This window comes from Streptomyces anthophorae, from assembly GCF_049310305.1.
In the GTDB taxonomy this organism is placed as follows: domain Bacteria; phylum Actinomycetota; class Actinomycetes; order Streptomycetales; family Streptomycetaceae; genus Streptomyces.
In genome coordinates, this window is record NZ_JBLWQQ010000001.1 from 2,905,018 (window position 1) to 2,920,759 (window position 15,742).

Here is a 15,742-nt window from a genome sequence, read left to right on the forward strand (position 1 = left end):
GTCCAAGGAGTCGGTACGGGCAGGGGCGGTGCCGGACGGGGGCGAAGGAGGTGCCGGGGTGCTTCAGCCGCCCGTGAGCTGGGCGAACTTCTGCTCGAACGCCGTCTCTTCCTTGGCCGTCAGGGAGCGGAAGCCGTGCGCCTTCGCCGACATCTCCTTGTCGGGGACGATCAGCGGGTCGTTCGCGACGTCCTTGTCGATCTTGGCGAGTTCCGGCTTGACGATGCCGGTCTCCAGCGGCGAGACGTAGTTGATCCACGCGGCGAGCTCCGCGCCGACCGCCGGCTCGTAGTAGTAGTCCATGAGCTTCTCGGCGTTCGTCTTGTGACGTGCCTTGTTGGGGACCAGCATGTTGTCGGTCGACGAGATGTAACCGGCGTCCGGGATCGCGAACTTGACGTGCGGGTTGTCCGCCTGGAGCTGCACGACGTCCCCGGCCCAGGCGAGGCAGGCCGCGAGGTCGCCCTTGCTGAGGTCGGAGATGTAGTCGTTGCCGGTGAAGCGGCGCACCTGCTTGCTGTCGACGGCCTTCTGGACGCGCGCGATCGCCGCGTCGAAGTCGTCGGCCTTGAAGTCGGCGGGGTCCTTGCCCATGTCGATCAGCGTCATGCCGATCGTGTCGCGCATCTCGGAGAGCAGCCCGACCCGGCCCTTCAGTTTGGGGTCGTCGAGCAGCTGCGAGACCGAGGTGATCTCCTTCCCGCCGGTGGCCTTGGTGTTGTACGCGATGACCGTCGCGATGCCCTGCCAGGGGTAGGAAAAGGAGCGGCCCGGGTCCCAGTCGGGGTTGCGGAACTGGGAGGCGAGGTTGGTGTACGCGTGCGGCAGGTTGGCCGGGTCGAGCTTCTGCACCCAGCCGTAGCGGATCAGCCGCGCGGCCAGCCAGTCGGTGAGGATGATGATGTCGCGGCCGGTGTCCTGGCCCGCCGCGAGCTGCGGCTTGATCTTGCCGAAGAACTCGACGTTGTCGTTGATGTCCTCGGTGTACTTGACCTTGATGCCGGTGCGCTTGGTGAAGGCCTCGAGCGTCGGACGGTGCTTCTCGTCGTCGCTCATGTCGATGTACTCGGTCCAGTTGGAGAAGTTGATCACCTTCTCCTTGGCCGAGTGGTCCTCGGACGAGATGCCGCCCGAGGACTTGCTCGCCGCCGGGATGCCGCAGCCGGTGAGGGCGCCGAGTCCGCCGACGGCGAGCGCGCCGCCCGCCGAGGCCCGCATCAGGGAGCGGCGGGACATCGCGGCCCTGCCGTTCCTGAAGCTGCGTTGCATGGCGGCCAGTTGGGGCCGACTGAGGGACGTCAGGCTGTCGGGCTCGTACTGCTCCATGCGCTGGTTGCCCTTTCGGGAGGGTTGGCGGCCGCTGGTCGGGGCGGCCTGATTGCTATCGGTCCCCGAAGATCGTGCGGTGCCAGTCCTTGCGCACCACCGCTGTGTTGTCGAACATGACGTGCTTGATCTGCGTGTACTCGTCGAAGGAGTACGCAGACATGTCCTTGCCGAAGCCGGACGCCTTGTAGCCGCCGTGCGGCATCTCGCTGAGGATCGGGATGTGGTCGTTGACCCACACGCAGCCCGCCTTGATCTCGCGCGTGGCGCGGTTCGCACGGAACACATTGGTGGACCAGGCGGAGGCGGCGAGCCCGTACGGGGTGTCGTTGGCGAGCGCGATGCCCTCGTCGTCGCTGTCGAAGGGCAGCACGACAAGGACGGGACCGAAGATCTCGGACTGGACGGCCTCGCTGTCCTGCGCGGCGTCGGCGATGAGGGTCGGCCTGTAGTACGCGCCGGCCGCGAGATCGCCGCCGGGGGCCTCGCCACCGGTCACCACGCGCGCGTAGCCGCGTGCCCGGTCCACGAAGGCGGCGACGCGGTCGCGCTGGGCGTGCGAGATGAGCGGCCCGAGGTCGGTGTCCTCGGCGAACGGGTCGCCGAGCCTGACGGTCTCCATCAGGGCCGCCGTCTTCTCCACGAAGGCGTCGTAGAGCGGACGCTGCACGTACGCGCGCGTGGCGGCGGTGCAGTCCTGACCGGTGTTGATCAGCGCGCCCGCGACCGCGCCGTGCACGGCGGCGTCGAGGTCGGCGTCGTCGAACACGAGGAACGGGGCCTTGCCGCCCAGCTCCAGGTGGATCCGCTTCACGGTGGCCGTGGCGATCTCGGCGACCCGCTTGCCGACGCCCGTGGAGCCGGTGAAGGAGGTCATGGCGACGTCCGGGTGGCCGACGAGGTGCTCGCCGACGTCCTTGCCCGCCCCGGTGACGACGTTGACGACGCCGTCGGGCAGGCCCGCCTCGGTCGCGGCCTGCGCGAAGAGCAGCGAGGTGAACGGGGTCAGCTCGGCGGGCTTGAGGACGATCGTGTTGCCCGCCGCGATGGCGGGGAGCACCTTCCAGGCGGCCATCTGGAGCGGGTAGTTCCACGGCGCGATGGAGCCGACGACACCGATGGGCTCGCGGCGCACGTACGAGGTGTGGTCGGCGCTGTACTCGCCCGCGGACTGCCCCTGGAGGTGGCGGGCGGCGCCGGCGAAGAACGCGGCGTTGTCGACGGAGCCGGGCACGTCGAACTCGCGGCTCAGCTTGAGCGGCTTGCCGCACTGCAACGACTCGAGGCGGGCGAACTCCTCCGCCTTCTCGTCGAGCACGGCGGCGAACCGGTGCATGGCGTCGGACCGCTCGCCGGGCGTGGCTCCCGACCAGCCGGGGAAGGCCGCGCGGGCGGCCGCGACGGCGGCGTCCACGTCGGCGGTGCCCGCCAGTTCGTACGTGTGGACCTCCTCGCCGGTGGCCGGGTCGACGACGGCGTGGGTGCGGCCGGACGTGCCCTTGACGAGGCGGCCGGCGACGAAGTTCGCGCCGTCCGCGAAGAGTTCCTTCGCCAGTGCGGCCACGTTCTTGGCCGAGGCGGGGTGATCCGAGGTGGGGTGGTGCATGAGTGCTCGCTCTCGCTTCTCCTGCGCCGGCCAGGTCCCGAGGGCCGACGTAGCTCCAGCCGTAGCTCCAGCTCGATTTGAGTGCCGATCCTGACAGAGGACACCCGCGCCAACAAGTGATTCCGTTGTTGCCTTTTGGTTACGCGACGGAATCTGTCGACCAGGTGTCGAGTCCGCCTGGAAAACGCAGGACGGATTGTCAGTGGTGGGTGCCAGACTCCCGTGTATGGAGATCAACAGCAGGGAATCACTGGTCACGGCCCTGGCGGCGGGGACAAGCGTGAAGTACCTGCACTTCTGGGGGCACACACCGCGTAAGGACGGTGCGATCGGGGCGAGCTGCCTCAGCCAGTGGTGGCCCTCGCCGTTCACGGTGGAGGGCGTGGAGTACGCGACGGCGGAGCACTGGATGATGGCGGAGAAGGCCCGCCTCTTCGGGGACGCGGAGGCGGAGCGCCGCGCGATCGGCGCGGGACATCCGGCGGAGGCCAAGAAGGCGGGGCGCCTGGTGCGCGGCTTCGACGGCGCGGTGTGGGAGCGGGAGCGCTTCGGCGTGGTCGTCGAGGGGAGCGTCCACAAGTTCGCCTCGGATCCGCGGTTGCGGGAGTTCCTGACCGGGACGGGCGACCGGGTGCTTGTGGAGGCCAGTCCGATGGACCGGGTGTGGGGCATCGGGATGGCGGCGGACGATGCGGGCGCCGCGGACCCGGAGGCGTGGCAGGGGCTGAATCTGCTGGGCTTCGCACTGATGGCGGCGAGAGCGCGGCTGCTCACCCACTAGCCCGCGGCTGCTCACCCACTAGCCCGCGGCTGCTCGCCCCCTAGCCCAGGAGGACGGCGATCGCGACGCCGACCGCCGACAGCAGCCCGCCCACGCCGCAGATGAGCCCGCCCAGCGCCTGCCCTCCGTTGGTCGCGAACCCCCGCCCGGCCCGGCGCCTGCCGATCACGCCGAAGATCACGGCGAGCGCACCCGTCACGATCGCGACGGGCCACAGCAGGAAGCCGACCGCGGTGACGATGCCGAGCACCAGGGCCGCGGTGCCCGTCCCGTTGCGGGGCGGCACGGCACCGGACGTGCCGTGACCGTACGCGTACCAGTACGCCCGGTAGGCGTAGGGCCCCGGCCCCTCGGGGCCGATGGGCGGTGGCGGCACGGGTTCGTCCGGCGCCGCGTACGGATTGGCGTACCCGTACGCGGAGGGCGCCGGCGGCGTGCGCCACGGGTCGTACTCGCTCATCCGCTCATGCTAGGCACCCGCGCCGCGCGGGCGATCTCCCCGCATACGATGACGAGGACCCCGATCAGCCGATCACCCAAGTTCCTGGGGAGGAAACCGTGAGCCAGAGCCCGAGTCACAGCCAGAGCCCGAGTCGGAGCCTGCAAGCCTTCATCACCGGACTGCCGAAGGCCGAACTGCACGTCCACCACGTGGGCTCCGCCTCCCCCAGGATCGTCTCGGAGCTCGCCGCCCGGCACCCCGACTCGAAGGTCCCGACCGACCCCGAGGCACTGGCCGAGTTCTTCACGTTCACGGACTTCGCGCACTTCATCCAGGTGTACCTGTCGGTGGTCGACCTCATCCGCACGCCGGAGGACGTCCGCCTCCTCACGTACGAGATCGCCCGCGACATGGCACGGCAGAACGTGCGGTACGCGGAGCTCACCCTCACCCCCTTCTCCTCCACGCGCCGCGGCATCGACGCCCGCGCGTTCATGGAGGCCATCGAGGACGCCCGCAAGTCGGCGGAGTCCGAGTTCGGCACGGTGCTGCGCTGGTGCTTCGACATCCCCGGCGAGGCGGGTCTGGAGTCGGCGGAGGAGACGGTGCGGCTCGCCACGGACGACAGGCTGCGGCCCGAGGGCCTGGTGTCGTTCGGCCTCGGCGGGCCCGAAGTGGGCGTCCCGCGGCCGCAGTTCAAGCCGTACTTCGACCGGGCGCGCGCGGCGGGCCTGCGGTCGGTGCCGCACTCGGGCGAGACGACCGGGCCCGAGTCCGTGTGGGACGCGCTGAACCACCTGGGCGCCGAGCGGATCGGGCACGGCACGTCGTCGGCCCAGGACCCGAAGCTCCTCGCGCACCTCGCCGAGCACGGCATCCCGCTGGAGGTGTGCCCGACGTCGAACATCGCGACGCGCGCGGTCCGCACCCTCGACGAGCACCCGCTCAGGCAGTTCGTGGACGCGGGCGTGACGGTCACCATCAACTCGGACGACCCGCCGATGTTCTCCACCGACCTCAACACCGAGTACGCGGTGGCGGCCCGCCTCCTCGACCTCGACGAGCGGGGCGTGGCGGAGCTGGCCAAGAACGCGGTACGGGCCTCGTTCCTCGACGAGCCGGGCAAGGCGCGGATCGCCGCGGAGATCGACACGTACACGCGGAACTGGCCGACGGCGGGCTGAGCCCGCAGGTCACAATGGGGCCATGCGCACCGTGACTGCCGTGGCCCACCGAGGCGACCCCTACCGCGTCCGCGAGAACACCCTCCCGTCCCTGCGCTCCGCGCTGGAACGGGGGGCGGACGCGGTGGAGATCGACGTACGACTGACGCGGGACGCGGTCCCGGTCCTGCTCCACGACTCCACGCTCGAACGCCTGTGGGAGCACGAACGCCCGCTGTCCGCGCTCTCCGGCGACGAGGTGCGCGGACTTACGGAGGGCGGCGTGCCCACGCTGGCGGACGCCCTGGAGGTGTGCCGGGACGCCCGCGTCATGATCGACCTTCCGGGGGCGGACGCGCGTACGGTCCGGGCGGTCGTCGGCGCCGTGCGCGACTGCGGCGCCGAGGAGCGGGTCTACTACTGCGCGGGCGCCCAGACGATGCTCAAGGTGCGCGCCGCCGCGCCCTCCGCCGAGCTCGCACTCACCTGGACCTCCCTTGCACCGCCCCGCCCCGCCGTCCTCGCGGCCCTCACACCCCGCTGGCTCAACTACCGCTTCCCGCTGGTGACCCGGGAGCTCGCGGCCAAGGTGCACCACGACGGCTACCTGCTGTCGGCGTGGACCCCGGACACCAAGCGTTCGATGCGCCGGCTGCTCGACATCGGCGTCGACTCGATCACGACGAACCGGGTCGACGTCCTGACGTCGCTGCGCGGCGACATCTGAGGCCTTCTCCCCTAGGGGAACCGCCGGGCCGCGGGCCGGGGTCGGGATCATCCCTCGCGACGAGCCGCCGCGGCGGGCCGGCGCCAAGGATGGTCCGTGTCGGCCCGACCGGGCCAACTCCCCTGCCAGGAGGCCCCCTTGAAGCGTCGTCTCGCCCTCGCCCTGTCCACCGCGCTCGTCCTCGGCGCCGTCGCGGCGCCGCTCGCCACGGCCGTCCCGGCGCAGGCCGTGGTGGCCCCCGCCCCTGGCGCCCCCGACGCGAAGGCGCTGACCGAGGCCCTCGCGGGCCTGCCGGACGACGACGCCACCGCCGCCCTCGTCCGGGTAGGCGGCACCGGAGGTTCCTGGCACGGGGCCGCGGGCGTACGGGACCTGCGCAGCGGGGCGAAGGCCCTGGAGCACGCGCGGTTCAGGGCGGGCTCGACCACGAAGGTGGTGACGGCGGCCACCGTGCTGCGGCTCGCCGCCGACGGACGGGTCGACCTGGACGCGCCGGTGCAGCGCTACCTCCCCGCGCTCTTCCGCGGCACCGCCTTCCGACAGCCCGTCTCCGTACGGCAGTTGCTCAACCACACCAGCGGGATACCGGCCGGGGACGGCTGGGGCGACACGTTCGCCGACCAGTACGCGCACCGCTTCGACGTCGTCACGCCCACGCAGGTCGCCGCTTCGGCGCTCACCAAGGACCCCTCCTTCCCGCCGGGCACACGCCAGCAGTACCTCAACATCAACTACACGCTGCTCGGGCTGCTCGTGGAGAAGGTCACGGGCGGCTCCTTCGCGGATGCGGCGACCCGGCTCGTGCTGCGTCCCGCGGGCATGCGGCACACGTATTTCCCTGGCACCGAACGGCGGATCCACGGCCCGCACAACCGCGGCTACCAGTTGGTGGGCGGGAAGTTCGTCGACGTGACGGAGTGGGTCCAGGCCGACCGGTCGGCGGCGGGCGACATGATCTCCACGACCGCCGACCTGGAGCGGCTGCTCACCGCCCTCTTCCGGGGCCGGATCGTGCCCGCGCCGCAGTTGGAGGAGATGTTCACGCTGCCGGCCGGCGTGGCCGGCGCCACGATGAGCGCGGGCCTTCAGAAGATCGAGATCGGCGGCCGCGTGTACTGGGGCAAGTCCGGTTCGCGGTACGGCTACAGCACCGGGATCGCCGCCGACCAGGACCTGTCCCGGACGGTCGTCTACTCGGTGAACTCCACGGACGCGAAGGGCGAGGAGATGAACCCCGTCGCCCAGCGGATCATCATGGCCTCGGTGCGGAACGCGACCTGACCAGCCGGTGCGCCACCCCGTGCGACACGGCCGTCGCCGCGGCCGCCCAGGCGACCCCGGCGACGACGTCACGGGCCCGGCCAGGACGCAGCACCCCGGCCCTCTTCAGCCGCCGCCGCGCCCACACGGTGAACGGCACGACGAGCACCGGCGAGGTCAAGACGCCCGGGGTGTAGCCGCGGACGGCGACGGCCTGCCCGATGTGCAGCAGCCCGTGCGCCCCGAACCCGTTCAGCATGGTCTGGTATGCGGCACTGCGGCCACCGCTCGCCCACCCGGCCACGGCCCCCGCTCCGACGATCCCCGCCATGGCGCCGACGGCCGCGGTGAACTCCCGCCCGTCGACGCGCTCCATGAGCCGCCACACCCGCTCGGGCACGTCCGGCCACCGCTCGCGCAGCCGCGGCACGTTCCTCCGGATCCAGCGGGGGGTGGTGAGCAGCTCTTCGGTGTCGTGCAGCGCCCAGGCGGCGAACAGCCCCAGGGTCACCGCCGCCTCGACGGACAACTGGTCATCGGCCATGGCGTCAGCCTATGACGCCCTCAACTCGACTCGTGTGAGGTCGAGTTGTGACACCCGTCGCTCCTCACAGCCCCGCGATCCTGTTCCACCGCTTGGAGAACTCGGTGCGCTCCGCCGGCCTGATGTCACGGGCGATGGCGAGCCGCGAGCGCATCGTGTCGTCGGGGAAGATCAGCGGGTCCTCCGCGAGTTCGGCGGTCTCCTTGTCCTTGGAGGAGGCCAGCACGTCCCGCGCCGCGGGCACCGGGCAGACGTAGTTGACCCACGCGGCCAGCTCCGCCGCGACCTCCGGCCGGTAGTAGTGGTCGACCAGGCGCTCGGCGTTGGCCTTGTGGTCGGCGAGGTTGGGGATCATCAGGGACTCGGCCCACAGCTCGGCGCCCTCCTCGGGCACGACGAACTCGATGTCCGGGTTGTCGGCCTGGAGCTGGATGATGTCGCCGCTGTACGCCTGGCAGGCCAGGACGTCGCCGCTGGACAGGTCCTTGATGTAGTCGTTGCCGGTGAAGCGGCGGATGTGCTTCGCCTTCACCAGCTTCTCGACCTGCTCGCAGACCTTGTCGAAGTCGGCGCCGGTCCACTTGGTGATGTCCACGCCGTTGCCCTGCATGAGGAGGGCGAAGGACTCGTCGAGGCCGGAGAGCAGCGTGACGCGGCCCGCCAGGTCCTTGGCCCACAGGTCGGAGACGTGCTTGATCTCGCGGCCCAGCTTCCGCCTGTTGTACGCGATGCCGGTGATGCCGGACTGCCACGGCACGGTGTACTTGCGGCCCGGGTCGAAGGCGGGCGAGCGCAGCAGCGGGTCGAGGTACTTGGTGACGTTCGGCTGGTGGGCGCGGTCCATCTCCTGGACCCAGCCGAGCCGCACGAAGCGCGAGCACATCCAGTCGGAGATGACGATGAGGTCGCGGTCGGTCTTCTGGTGGTTCATCAGCGACGGGCTGATCTTGCCGAAGAACTCGTCGTTGTCGTTGATCTCTTCGGTGTACTTGACCTGGATCCCGGTCCGCTTCTCGAACGCGTCGAGGGTGGGCCGCTTCGACGGGTTGTCGTCGTCGACGTCGATGTAGAGCGGCCAGTTCGCCCAGGTCAGCTTCTTGTCGTCGGCGGACCGGTCCTTCGCGGAGCGGTCGCCGGGCGAGACGTACGCGGCGGGCACACCGCAGCCGGTGACGAGGGCGCCGAGAGCCGCTGCGGTCGCCCCTCCGCCCAGGGTGCGCAGCAGTGAACGGCGGGTGACATGGGGGGTTACCGGGTTCGATCTCACTGATCCAGCATGGGAGCGGGCGGGTCGGGTGTTCAATGGACGCTGCGTCGAGCGGGGCGGCCCCCGACCGACACCTTGTCGATCTACGTCGCCGGGAACTCGGCCTCGACGAGGAGGCCGCCCTCCACCCCGCCCGGCCGGGCCCGTACGCGACCGCCGTGCGCCTGGGCCACCGCCGCGACGATCGACAGGCCGAGGCCGAGGCCCTCGCGGCGCCGTGTGGTGCGCTCGGTGCCGAGCCTGCGGAACGGTTCGAAGAGCGAGTCGACGCGGTCGGCGGGGACGTGCGGGCCGCTGTTGTGGACGCGGAGGGTGGCCCGGCCGGATTCGCTGCCCGTCCGGACGGTTACCCAACCACCCTCCCGCTCGGGCGAGTTGTGACGCAGCGCGTTGTCGACGAGGTTGCCCGCGAGGCGTTCGACGAGTCGCCGGTCCCCGAGCAGCGGCGCCGCGGCGAGCTCCGTGCGGACCGACACTCCCTCGTCGCCCTCCGCGGCCGACAGCACGTCCCGTACGACATCGGCGAGATCCACGTACTCCCGTTTCTCCAGGCCGCGTTGGCCGCGCGCCAGCATCAGCAGCGCCTCGATGATCCGCTCCTGCTCCTCCGCCGCCGTACGCACCCGGCGGCAGGCGGCGCGCAGCGTCTCGGCGTCCGCTTCGGGGTCGTCGAGGGCGACGTCGACGACGGCCTGCTGGAAGGTGATGGGGGTGCGCAGTTCGTGGGAGGCGTTGGCGACGAACCTCTTCTGCGCCTCGAACGCGCCCTCCAGTCGGCCGAGCAGCCCGTCGAACGTGTCGGCCAGATCCTTGAGTTCGTCGCGCGGGCCGTGCACCGCGAGCCGTTCGTGCAGGTCGTCGGCGGAGATCCGGCGGGCCTTGTGGGTCATGGTGCGCAAGGGGGCGAGGACCCGACCCGCGACCAGCCAGCCGAGTGCCAGGGAGGCCAGCGCCATCAGGCCGAGCGCGACGCCGGACTCGACGAGGAGGCGGTGCAGCTGTCCGTCGCGCTGCACTTCGAGGCTCCGCTCGACGACGGCCTTGAGGGCGGGAGCGGCGGCCTCGCGCGGCACGGGTTCGGCGGCGGACACGGCCTTCTCCTTGACCCGGCCCCAGCCGGAGGCCTGGGCCACCATCGCGTACACGAAGGTGAGCAGCAGGCCGCCCGCGAGCACGAACAGGCCGCTGTAGAGCAGCGTGAGCCGCCACCGGACGCTGCCGCCCGGCAGCCGCAGGGCCCTGCGCACGCCGGTCACACCCGGTATCCGGCCCGGTCGACCGTCTCGATCAGCGGCGGGTCGCCCAGCTTGCGGCGCAGGCGGCTGACCGTGACCTTGACGGTCTGGGTGAAGGGGTCGGCGGCCTCGTCCCAGGCCCGCTCGAGGAGTTCCTCGGCCGATACGACGGTGCCTTGGGCGGCGAGCAGCAGTTCAAGGACGGCGAACTCCTTCGGACTGAGCGGGAGGTGGCGTCCGGCCCGGACGGCCTCGCGGCGGCCCGGGTCGAGGCGCAGGTCTCCGTGGACCAGGACGGGCGGCAGGACGGGTCCCGCGCGCCGCCCCAACGCCCTTACGCGCGCGACGAGTTCGGTGAACGCGAACGGCTTCGGAAGATAGTCGTCGGCGCCCATGCCGAGCCCGGCAACCCGGTCGGCGACGGTCCCGGACGCGGTGAGCATGAGCACGCGCTCGCGCCCCTGCCCCGCGCCGAGCGCCCGACGCCCCTCCCCCGCCGCGAGCGCCCGGCACACCTGGTCGCCGTGCACGCCCGGCAGGTCGCGGTCGAGCACGACGACGTCGTAGCCGTGCACCGTGACCCGTTCCAGCGCCGCGTCACCGTCGTACACCACGTCGACGGCCATGCCCTGGCGGCGCAGCCCCGCGGCGACGGTCTCGGCGAGCTCTTCATGGTCCTCGACCACCAGCACACGCATGGCGTCAGTGTGGCGGTGGCCCGGTTACGCAGGCATAAGGGCGGGCGTTCCCGTGCCGTAACCGGCATACCGGTGAAGTGAGTTGCGTACGGCAGCCGCCGTGCACTCCACGGAAAGGACCACCGACACATGCGTATGCGTCTGCTCCACCACCGGCACCGCCTCCTCACGTCCGGCGCGCTGATCTCGGCCGTCGCGCTCGGCGCGGTCACCGCGACGCAGGCCTCGGCGAGCGGCGGCGGCTGGGGCCACACTCCGCCGAAGCCGCCGAAGAGTGCCGCGACCATCGGCTACCACCCGACCGCCGAGGCGCCCGACGACCTCAACGAGGCCAACGACGCCTTCGCCGCGTGCATGCGCGAACACGGGGAGGACCTGTTCCCGTCGTTCCACGCCGCGAAGGGTTCCGACGGCGGGGTCTCGTTCGTCGTGAAGACGCGGGTGCCGGAGGGGAAGTCGCCGCGGGCCGGATCCGCCGCCACCAAGAAGGCGTTCAAGGTGTGCAAGGGGCCGCTGGAGAAGGCAGGGGTCACGTTCCCGAACGGTGGCCTCGTTCTTCCGGCGCCGCCGAAGCGGGTGGGCGGCAAGTAGCACCCGTCTCGGGGCTCCGCCCCGCACCCCGCTGCTCAATCGCCGCAGGGGCTTGAGGTGGCGATCGCTCGTATGTAGCGAGCGGTCGCCCACCTCTGTACGACCCTCGCCACCGGCGCGCCCGCCCTCACGTACCACCGACCCGGACGTGAGAACGCCCGTACGCGGAACCATACGGAGCCGTCCGGATCTCGTTCGACGAGGAACGCCTCCTCGCCGCACTCGGGGTGGCCCCGCAGGGTGCCGTACGCGAATCCGACGCGTGCGGGCTCGCGCACCACTCGCACGATCCGGCAGGGGATCCGGAGGAACGGCGCGCGCAGCACCACGTCGGCGCCTTCCCGGACGGGGGTGTCCTCCGGTCGCACCCGCAGGCCCGCGCCGCGCTGCGCGCCCCACGAAAGGACCGCCGCGCCGGACCGCTCGAAGCATTCCTGCCCCGAGCCGATCCGTGCGCGCCGGTCCAAGTGGGCGTACCCCGACGGCAGTTCACCCTCCGTCAGGGTCGCGCCGACTTCGCCGTAAGTGAGACTCACGTACAGGTAGGACTCACGCGTCCAGCGACGTCATCACGTGCTTGATGCGCGTGTAGTCGTCGAAGCCGTACGCCGACAGGTCCTTGCCGTAGCCGGACTTCTTGAAGCCGCCGTGCGGCATCTCGGCGACGAGCGGGATGTGGGTGTTGATCCACACGCAGCCGAAGTCGAGGACCTTGGACATCCGCATCGCGCGGCCGTGGTCCTTCGTCCAGACCGAGGAGGCCAGCGCGTACTCGACGCCGTTGGCGTAGGACACCGCCTGGTCCTCGTCCGTGAAGGACTGGACCGTGATGACCGGGCCGAAGACCTCGTTCTGGATGATCTCGTCGTCCTGCTTGAGGCCCGAGACGACGGTCGGGGCGTAGAAGTAGCCCTGCTCGCCGACGCGGTGGCCGCCGGCCTCGACCTTGGCGTGCGCCGGGAGGCGGTCGATGAAGCCGGTGACCTGCTTCAGCTGGTTGGCGTTGTTCAGCGGGCCGTAGAGCACGTCCTCGTCGTCGGCCGCGCCGGTCTTCGTCTCGGCGGCGATCTTCGCGAGGGCGGTGACGAACTCGTCGTGCACCGACTCGTGCACGAGCACGCGGGTGGCGGCGGTGCAGTCCTGACCGGCGTTGAAGTACCCGGCCTCGGCGATGCCCTCGGCGGCCTTCTGGAGGTCGGCGTCCTCGAAGACGACGACCGGGGCCTTGCCGCCGAGCTCCAGGTGGACCCGCTTGAGGTCCTTGGCGGCGGACTCGGCGACCTGCATGCCGGCGCGCACGGAGCCGGTGATGGAGGCCATCGCCGGGGTCTTGTGCTCGACCATCAGGCGGCCGGTGTCGCGGTCGCCGCACACCACGTTGAAGACGCCCTTGGGCACGATGGAACCGATGATCTCGGCCATCAGGACCGTGGACGCCGGGGTGGTGTCGGACGGCTTGAGGACGACCGTGTTGCCCGCGGCGAGCGCCGGGGCGAACTTCCACACGCCCATCATCATCGGGTAGTTCCACGGCGCGACCTGCGCGCAGACGCCGATCGGCTCGCGGCGCACGAAGGAGGTCAGGCCCTCCATGTACTCGCCGCCGGAGCGACCCTCCAGCATGCGCGCGGCGCCCGCGAAGAAGCGGATCTGGTCGAGCATCATCGGGATCTCTTCGCTGCGGGTGAGCCCGATCGGCTTGCCGCAGTTCTCCGACTCGACGGCGATGAGCTCCTCGGCCCGCTCCTCGAACGCGTCCGCGATCTTGAGGAGGTACTTCTGGCGCTCGCCGGGGACCAGGTCGCGCCAGGCCGGGAACGCGGCCTCGGCGGCGGCCATCGCGGCGTCGACGTCGGCCTGCCCGGACAGCGGCGCGGTCGCGTACGCCTCGCCCGTGGCGGGGTTGACCACCTCGGTGGTCCGTCCGTCGGCGGCGTCCTTGAACTCACCGTCGATGTAATTGCGCAGACGACGCAGCTCACTGGTGCTCACTGCCGGCCCTCCTGACTGTTCGCTGTCCAAAGATTGAGACGCCCACCCTAGACCGAGGACCGACGTTTTCGACACCCCCCACCCCCGTTGAACTACGGAATCAGTGAGGTTGAACCTCACAGACAACGAATTTCATCGCTCTGGGCTTGCGAAACCGACGAGTCCTCGTGCACAGTGAGGCCGTGGCCAGTCGTAGCGCAGATCCCAAGGGACCCAGTTCGAGGAACGGCAGCAATCCGCCGCTCGACTCCGTCTCCCTCGCCATCATCGAACAGCTTCAAGAAGACGGCAGGCGCCCGTACGCCGCCATCGGAAAGGCCGTCGGCCTCTCCGAGGCGGCCGTGCGCCAGCGCGTCCAGAAGCTGCTCGACCAGGGCGTGATGCAGATCGTCGCCGTCACCGACCCGCTCACCGTGGGCTTCCGGCGGCAGGCGATGGTCGGCATCAACGTCGAGGGCGATCTGGATCCCGTGGCGGACGCGCTCACCGACATGCCGGAGTGCGAGTACGTCGTGATGACCGCGGGCTCGTTCGACCTGATGGTGGAGATCGTCTGCGAGGACGACGACCACCTTCTGGAGGTCATCAACCGACGCATCCGGGCCCTCCCCGGCGTGCGCTCCACCGAGAGCTTCGTCTACCTGAAGCTCAAGAAGCAGACCTACATGTGGGGAACCCGATAGCCGTGAGCAAGGACCTCAGCCGAACCGCGTACGACCACCTGTGGATGCACTTCACCCGCATGTCTTCGTACGAGAACGCGCCCGTTCCCACCATCGTGCGTGGCGAGGGCACCTACATCTACGACGACAAGGGCCAGAAGTACCTGGACGGCCTCTCCGGCCTGTTCGTGGTCCAGGCCGGTCACGGTCGGCAGGAACTCGCCGAGGTCGCCGCCAAGCAGGCGGCCGAGCTGGCGTTCTTCCCGATCTGGTCGTACGCCCACCCCAAGGCCGTGGAGCTGGCCGAGCGCCTGGCCCACTACGCTCCGGGCGACCTCAACAAGGTCTTCTTCACCACCGGTGGCGGCGAGGCCGTCGAGACCGCGTGGAAGCTGGCGAAGCAGTACCACAAGCTCAACGGCAACCACACGAAGTACAAGGTCATCTCGCGCGCGGTCGCCTACCACGGCACCCCGCAGGGCGCCCTGTCCATCACGGGTCTGCCGGCCCTCAAGGCCCCCTTCGAGCCGCTCGTCCCGGGCGCGCACAAGGTGCCGAACACGAACATCTACCGCGCCCCGATCCACGGCGACGACCCGGAGGCCTTCGGCCGCTGGGCCGCCGACCAGATCGAGCAGGAGATCCTGTTCGAGGGCCCGGAGACGGTCGCGGCCGTCTTCCTGGAGCCGGTGCAGAACGCCGGTGGCTGCTTCCCGCCGCCGCCCGGGTACTTCCAGCGCGTGCGCGAGATCTGCGACAAGTACGACGTGCTGCTCGTCTCCGACGAGGTCATCTGCGCCTTCGGCCGCCTCGGCACGATGTTCGCCTGTGACAAGTTCGGCTACGTGCCCGACATCATCACCTGCGCCAAGGGCATGACGTCCGGCTACTCCCCGATCGGTGCGGCCATCGTCTCCGACCGGATCGCCGAGCCGTTCTACAAGGGCGACAACACGTTCCTGCACGGCTACACGTTCGGCGGCCACCCGGTCTCCGCCGCGGTGGGTCTCGCCAACCTCGACATCTTCGAGCGCGAGGGCCTCAACCAGCACGTGCTGGACAACGAGGCGAACTTCCTCAACACGCTCCAGAAGCTGAACGACCTGCCGATCGTCGGCGACGTCCGCGGCAACGGCTTCTTCTACGGCATCGAGCTCGTGAAGGACAAGGCCACCAAGGAGACCTTCACGGACGAGGAGTCGGAGCGCGTGCTCTACGGCTTCGTCTCGAAGAAGCTCTTCGAGTACGGCCTGTACTGCCGCGCGGACGACCGTGGCGACCCGGTCATCCAGCTCTCCCCGCCGCTGATCTCCGACCAGGCGACGTTCGACGAGATCGAAGGGATCATCCGACAGGTCCTCACGGAGGCCTGGTCGAAGATCTGATCAAGGTCTGATCAAGGTCTGAGCCAGGGGTGGCCACGGACCGCCAACTGGCTTGACGCACGG

16 protein-coding genes are annotated in these 15,742 nt (G+C 70.4%); 7 read left to right on the forward strand and 9 right to left on the reverse strand.

Translation table 11 applies throughout. The features are described from left to right. Positions 1 to 63 precede the first annotated feature (63 nt). Positions 64 to 1,326 carry a polyamine ABC transporter substrate-binding protein gene (locus ACNYS0_RS12845; RefSeq protein WP_422473374.1) on the reverse strand — a complete coding sequence of 421 codons (1,263 nt, stop codon included), beginning with the start codon at positions 1,324 to 1,326 and terminating at the stop codon, positions 64 to 66. Positions 1,327 to 1,381: 55 nt separating this feature from the next. Beyond that, a complete protein-coding gene (locus tag ACNYS0_RS12850; RefSeq protein ID WP_422473376.1) occupies positions 1,382 to 2,932 on the reverse strand; it encodes a gamma-aminobutyraldehyde dehydrogenase in 1,551 nt (516 codons plus the stop codon). A gap of 226 nt (positions 2,933 to 3,158) precedes the next feature. Here ACNYS0_RS12850 and ACNYS0_RS12855 point away from each other — a divergent pair, with 226 nt between their 5' ends. Next, a complete protein-coding gene (locus ACNYS0_RS12855) occupies positions 3,159 to 3,713 on the forward strand; it encodes an NADAR family protein (RefSeq protein ID WP_422473378.1) in 555 nt (184 codons plus the stop codon). 40 nt (positions 3,714 to 3,753) lie between these two features. On the opposite strand, the gene ACNYS0_RS12860 is transcribed toward ACNYS0_RS12855, so the two are convergent. Further along, entirely contained in the window at positions 3,754 to 4,173 is a 420-nt protein-coding gene (locus tag ACNYS0_RS12860) for a DUF4190 domain-containing protein (RefSeq protein WP_422473379.1), read from the reverse strand. A gap of 98 nt (positions 4,174 to 4,271) precedes the next feature. Here ACNYS0_RS12860 and ACNYS0_RS12865 point away from each other — a divergent pair, with 98 nt between their 5' ends. From ACNYS0_RS12865 to ACNYS0_RS12875, 3 genes are all read left to right on the forward strand, one after another. Further along, positions 4,272 to 5,339: an adenosine deaminase gene (locus tag ACNYS0_RS12865; RefSeq protein WP_422473381.1), complete on the forward strand. Its 1,068-nt coding sequence runs from the start codon at positions 4,272 to 4,274 to the stop codon at positions 5,337 to 5,339. A gap of 22 nt (positions 5,340 to 5,361) precedes the next feature. Continuing rightward, a complete protein-coding gene (locus tag ACNYS0_RS12870; RefSeq protein WP_422473383.1) occupies positions 5,362 to 6,045 on the forward strand; it encodes a glycerophosphodiester phosphodiesterase in 684 nt (227 codons plus the stop codon). Positions 6,046 to 6,183: 138 nt separating this feature from the next. Then, entirely contained in the window at positions 6,184 to 7,326 is a 1,143-nt protein-coding gene (locus ACNYS0_RS12875) for a serine hydrolase domain-containing protein (RefSeq protein ID WP_422473385.1), read from the forward strand. Here ACNYS0_RS12875 and ACNYS0_RS12880 read toward each other — a convergent pair. The 4 genes from ACNYS0_RS12880 to ACNYS0_RS12895 form a co-directional block, all read right to left on the reverse strand. After that, on the reverse strand, positions 7,298 to 7,849 hold the full coding sequence (locus tag ACNYS0_RS12880) for an HXXEE domain-containing protein (RefSeq protein ID WP_422473387.1): 552 nt from the start codon (positions 7,847 to 7,849) through the stop codon (positions 7,298 to 7,300). The genes ACNYS0_RS12875 and ACNYS0_RS12880 overlap by 29 nt on opposite strands. A 64-nt stretch (positions 7,850 to 7,913) precedes the next feature. After that, positions 7,914 to 9,116, reverse strand: coding sequence for an ABC transporter substrate-binding protein (locus ACNYS0_RS12885; RefSeq protein WP_422473389.1), 1,203 nt, complete (start codon positions 9,114 to 9,116; stop codon positions 7,914 to 7,916). A gap of 83 nt (positions 9,117 to 9,199) precedes the next feature. Further along, positions 9,200 to 10,363: a sensor histidine kinase gene (locus ACNYS0_RS12890; RefSeq protein ID WP_422473391.1), complete on the reverse strand. Its 1,164-nt coding sequence runs from the start codon at positions 10,361 to 10,363 to the stop codon at positions 9,200 to 9,202. Between the two features lie 5 nt (positions 10,364 to 10,368). Next, complete coding sequence (locus tag ACNYS0_RS12895) at positions 10,369 to 11,049, reverse strand: response regulator transcription factor (RefSeq protein WP_422473393.1); 681 nt, start codon at positions 11,047 to 11,049, stop codon at positions 10,369 to 10,371. A 129-nt stretch (positions 11,050 to 11,178) separates the two neighbouring features. On the opposite strand from ACNYS0_RS12895, the gene ACNYS0_RS12900 reads away from it, so the two are divergent. Further along, positions 11,179 to 11,640 (forward strand): hypothetical protein, encoded by a 462-nt coding sequence (locus tag ACNYS0_RS12900; RefSeq protein ID WP_422473395.1) that lies wholly within the window; start codon positions 11,179 to 11,181, stop codon positions 11,638 to 11,640. A gap of 35 nt (positions 11,641 to 11,675) precedes the next feature. Here the strand turns inward: ACNYS0_RS12900 and ACNYS0_RS12905 are convergent, their stop codons facing one another. Continuing rightward, positions 11,676 to 12,176, reverse strand: a complete 501-nt coding sequence (locus tag ACNYS0_RS12905) for a DUF1990 family protein (RefSeq protein WP_422473397.1) — start codon at positions 12,174 to 12,176, stop codon at positions 11,676 to 11,678. A 13-nt stretch (positions 12,177 to 12,189) separates the two neighbouring features. Continuing rightward, complete coding sequence (locus ACNYS0_RS12910) at positions 12,190 to 13,632, reverse strand: gamma-aminobutyraldehyde dehydrogenase (protein ID WP_422473399.1); 1,443 nt, start codon at positions 13,630 to 13,632, stop codon at positions 12,190 to 12,192. A 167-nt stretch (positions 13,633 to 13,799) separates the two neighbouring features. On the opposite strand from ACNYS0_RS12910, the gene ACNYS0_RS12915 reads away from it, so the two are divergent. Together ACNYS0_RS12915 and ACNYS0_RS12920 are read left to right on the forward strand one after the other, a co-directional pair. Beyond that, entirely contained in the window at positions 13,800 to 14,315 is a 516-nt protein-coding gene (locus tag ACNYS0_RS12915) for an Lrp/AsnC family transcriptional regulator (protein WP_266714722.1), read from the forward strand. Next, positions 14,300 to 15,679, forward strand: coding sequence for an aspartate aminotransferase family protein (locus ACNYS0_RS12920; protein WP_422410264.1), 1,380 nt, complete (start codon positions 14,300 to 14,302; stop codon positions 15,677 to 15,679). Before ACNYS0_RS12915 ends, ACNYS0_RS12920 begins: the two co-directional genes overlap by 16 nt. Positions 15,680 to 15,742 lie beyond the last annotated feature (63 nt).